The 3,525-nt window shown below is 65.7% G+C and carries 4 protein-coding genes and 1 pseudogene; 3 read left to right on the forward strand and 2 right to left on the reverse strand.

The annotated features are described in order from the left end of the window. The 3 genes from HMPREF3121_RS03080 to HMPREF3121_RS03090 all read left to right on the forward strand — a co-directional run. A partial coding sequence (locus tag HMPREF3121_RS03080; RefSeq protein WP_141742950.1) for an LPXTG cell wall anchor domain-containing protein occupies nt 1-250 on the forward strand: 250 nt, incomplete at its 5' end. A 131-nt stretch (nt 251-381) separates the two neighbouring features. Next, complete coding sequence (locus tag HMPREF3121_RS03085) at nt 382-1,077, forward strand: sortase family protein (RefSeq protein WP_083291221.1); 696 nt, start codon at nt 382-384, stop codon at nt 1,075-1,077. Nucleotides 1,078-1,249: 172 nt separating this feature from the next. Next, nucleotides 1,250-1,936 (forward strand): sortase family protein, encoded by a 687-nt coding sequence (locus HMPREF3121_RS03090; RefSeq protein WP_168161358.1) that lies wholly within the window; start codon nt 1,250-1,252, stop codon nt 1,934-1,936. Between the two features lie 13 nt (nt 1,937-1,949). Here the strand turns inward: HMPREF3121_RS03090 and HMPREF3121_RS03095 are convergent, their stop codons facing one another. Together HMPREF3121_RS03095 and HMPREF3121_RS03100 are read right to left on the reverse strand one after the other, a co-directional pair. Next, on the reverse strand, nt 1,950-2,789 hold the full coding sequence (locus HMPREF3121_RS03095; RefSeq protein ID WP_070519779.1) for a siderophore-interacting protein: 840 nt from the start codon (nt 2,787-2,789) through the stop codon (nt 1,950-1,952). Between the two features lie 74 nt (nt 2,790-2,863). After that, a pseudogene (locus HMPREF3121_RS03100) lies at nt 2,864-3,525 on the reverse strand (hypothetical protein); the annotation flags it as partial.

A 3,525-nucleotide genomic window follows, 5' to 3' on the forward strand; every position in this document is an offset into this window, starting at 1 on the left:
CGGCGGCGACGACGGCGATGACGGCGGCGACGGCAACGGGGGCGACGATGAAGACGGCGACGGCAACGGGGGCGACGACAAGGACAAGGACAAGCCCCGTCCGACCGACCCGCGGGAACGTCCGCGGCCGGGTGATCGTGGCGTGCCGGCGCGTACCGGCGACACCACCGCCGCGTGGGCTGCTGCAGGTGGCGTGGTGCTGATCTCGGTTGCGGGTGGCACGTACGCGCTGCGTCGTCGTCAAGCCTGAGTGAGGTTGAGTTTCCGGGAGTGATGCGGACGGCGCCGGACCGGTGAGGGACCAACCGCCCGGCCGGCGCCGAACCCGTCGTTCATCGGTAAGAAGGTGGAAAGTGCGGGTTCGGTTCGGGAGGTGCGGTGATGTCCGGCATGACGCGATCGCGCGGCGGCGTGCGGTTGACGGATGTCGTGGTTGCGTTGGTGGTCATCGCAGCTTTCGCCGTCGGCGCGCACTTCCTCGGTTTCGGCCCGTTCGCGGATTCCCGGTCGCCGGTCGATCGTGTCGACGCCACCGTCGACGTCTCCGAGCCGATTGAGGACATTGCCACGTCGCAGCCCCTCGAGATGGCCATCCCGGCCTTGGGGTTGCGCGCCGACATCGACGCCCAAGCCTGCCCGTTGACGGACGGTGCGCTCGACCCGCCGACATTGGACACCGCTTGCTACTACGTCGCCGATGATCGTCCGTACTCGCTGCCGGGCACCGACGCGCCCGATCTGTCGGTGCTTGCGGGTCATGCCGCAAGTGGCCGGGATGCGGTGTTCGACGACCTCTACGACAACGGCACCGACTCCTTCACCTTGGAGAAGGGCGACGAATTGCTCGTGCGCACCCGAGCCGGCGGGGATCGGTGGCTGGTGTACGAGGCGACCGATTTTCACGGCATCGACAAGGCGTCCCTCGGCGGCTCCGCCGAAGTGTGGGGCGATGGTCCGATGCCGGGGCGGATGCTGACCATCAGCTGCATCGAGTCCCGCAATCCCTTCGCCGCTGCGACGCACAACGTCATCGTCGGCTGGACCTTCGCGGGTCTTGCCGATGCCCCGGATCTCTGACGCACGGGGTTGGCGCCCGCCTACGCCATGAACGGCTCCACCACCAGCGACAACACCTTTTCGAATATTCGGCTTAATGCAGTGCCGGTTAATGCAGTGCCAGACCGACTCTTCGACGGACGTGGCGGGTTTCGTGACATCGGAGGGTCGCGACTTTCAGGAGAAGATCATCATGTCCACTTCGCTTGCTCGACCGCGCGGAGTGCGGTCGGCCGTTATCGCGGCATTGGCCGCAGTACCGTTGTTGCTCACCGCGTGCGGGTCGGATACACCGCCGTCGCCCGCTTCCCCGGAGACGGGGGAGACCGGGGAAACCGGGGAGGTCGATCAGGCCGCCATCGAGGCGTCGATGCCGGTGGAGATCTCCATGCCGGGCTTGGGTTTGTCGGAGCCTGTGGTCGATGAGTTGTGTCCGATGACGGCCTATGGCGTGGACCCGGTGCAGCTGATGGACGTGTGTTTCTACACCGCCGACGACAAGCCGTACGTGTTGCCGTCGACGGATCAGGAGGATGTCGCCGTGTTGGCGGGTCACGCCAACACCCGGCCCCCGGGTGTTTTCGATGACGTCTACGACTCGGTGAAGCAGGAGTTCAACGTCAAGCTTGGCGACGAGTTGCGCGTGCGGACGGAGGCGTCGGGAAGCAAGTGGCTCGTGTACAAGGCGACCGATTTCCATACGCCGATGAAGGTGGATCTCGCCGTCGACGATGATGTGTGGGGTACCGAGCCCATGCCCGGGCGCCTGGTGCTCTTGACGTGTTTGCGCGCGTCAACTCCCAACGAGCCCGTGTTGCACAATGCGGTGGTGGGGTACCAGTTCGACCGGGTCGAGGATGATGACGGGGTGGATGGCTGACGCTGGTTCGGTCTCAGGCGTCGTCGGGTCGGTTTTCCTTCTTCCAGGTGCGGAAGCCCTCTTCGGTGCGGCCGACGCGCCAGTAACCGGAGATGGAGGCGCCGCGGACCTGGAGGCCGGCGTCTTTCAGCATGGGGCGGATGCGTTTCATCACCGCGTTGGCTTCGCCGTGGATGAAGACCTGGATTCCGGTGGGGTCGAAGTCGGGTCGTGATTCCAGCTTTCCGACGATCGCCGTGGTCATCTCCACCAACGAATCCCCGGGTTCGGCGTCGGGGGCGTTCGACGGGGTGACGTGGGTGATTGCCGCGCCGGGGTGGTTGGGGATCAGGTCGACGTCGGCGTAGTCGGGGGCTTCAACCACGACGTCGGCGATCGCGTCGGCGGGAAGTGCCTTGATGGCGGATGCGATTGCGGGAATTGCGGTCGCGTCGCCGCAGAGGAGGTGGCGGGTGGCGTCGGGGTTGGGGGAGTAGGCGCCGCCCGGGCCGAGTGCTTCGATCACGTCGCCGGGGCGTGCCGACAATGCCCAGGCGCAGGCGATGCCGGAGCCGGAGCCGGAGTTGCCGGCCTCGTCGCCGTGCAGTGCGAAATCGATGGCGAGCGTTGCCGCGTCGGCGTCGATCGAATGGACGGTGTACGTCCGCATGATCCCTGCTGCGGTCTCCGTGGTCGCTGCATCGGTGCCGGAGTCTTCTTCGGCCGGGGGTTCGAAGACCAGCTTCACGTAGGCGTCGGTGTTCGGGGAGTCCGCGAAAGGCGTGATGTCCGAGACGTCGAACATCACCCGCTGGATGGTCGGGGAGACCCGGTCGGAAGCGGTGACGGTGAACGTGGAAGTGATTCGAGCCATAAATGGAATCGTAGCCTAACCTTTGTTGATGTGGTCTCGGCCCTGGTGAGGAGTTGCCCAAGAACGGGGATGCGTCAGAAGGGAATGCCGGGTCGCGGTCCCAACGGCTTCGGCGGCTGCGGCACGCGGTGGGCATCCACATCAGCCCGACACCACCCAGACCCCTGCTCACGCCGACGCCTGGCCACCCGCGCCGAGACCTGCTGCCGCGACCACACCACATCATCGACACACGGCCACCCATCATCAGCCGCGACCACCAACCCGCCGGCCTGTTGCCGCACATCCGGGTCATCGGAGTTGAGCGGCCCGGCAATGAAATCAGCCAACGCCTGCTCATACCGTCTGGTCTGACGGGCGTGTGTGCGCAGTGCGGCATCGATATCGGCCTGCTCCATCGCCGCCTGCCTGTCGGCTTCGGCTTTCATCCGCCGCAGATTATCCCCGTGAATCGTCGACGCCCTCCTAGTGGCCCGCTGGGAAAACGTCTGCCGACCGATATGGGCAATCGGCCCGTGGGCCACCGTGGTGGCAAACACATGTCCGGCATGGTCGATCCATGTCACCGACCCATCGGCATGCATCACCGCACGCCAATGCTTCGAGGTCTTCAAGTTGTGGTGGCGCTGGCACAAACACTGCAGATTCCACGTCGCCGTCACACCCAACCCATAACCACTGCCGGAACCACCACCGCCACTGGTGGTGTGGGTGGGGTCGTAGTCGACGACATGGT

Origin of the sequence: Corynebacterium sp. HMSC11E11, assembly GCF_001807025.1 — a bacterium.
Classification (GTDB): domain Bacteria; phylum Actinomycetota; class Actinomycetes; order Mycobacteriales; family Mycobacteriaceae; genus Corynebacterium; species Corynebacterium freneyi.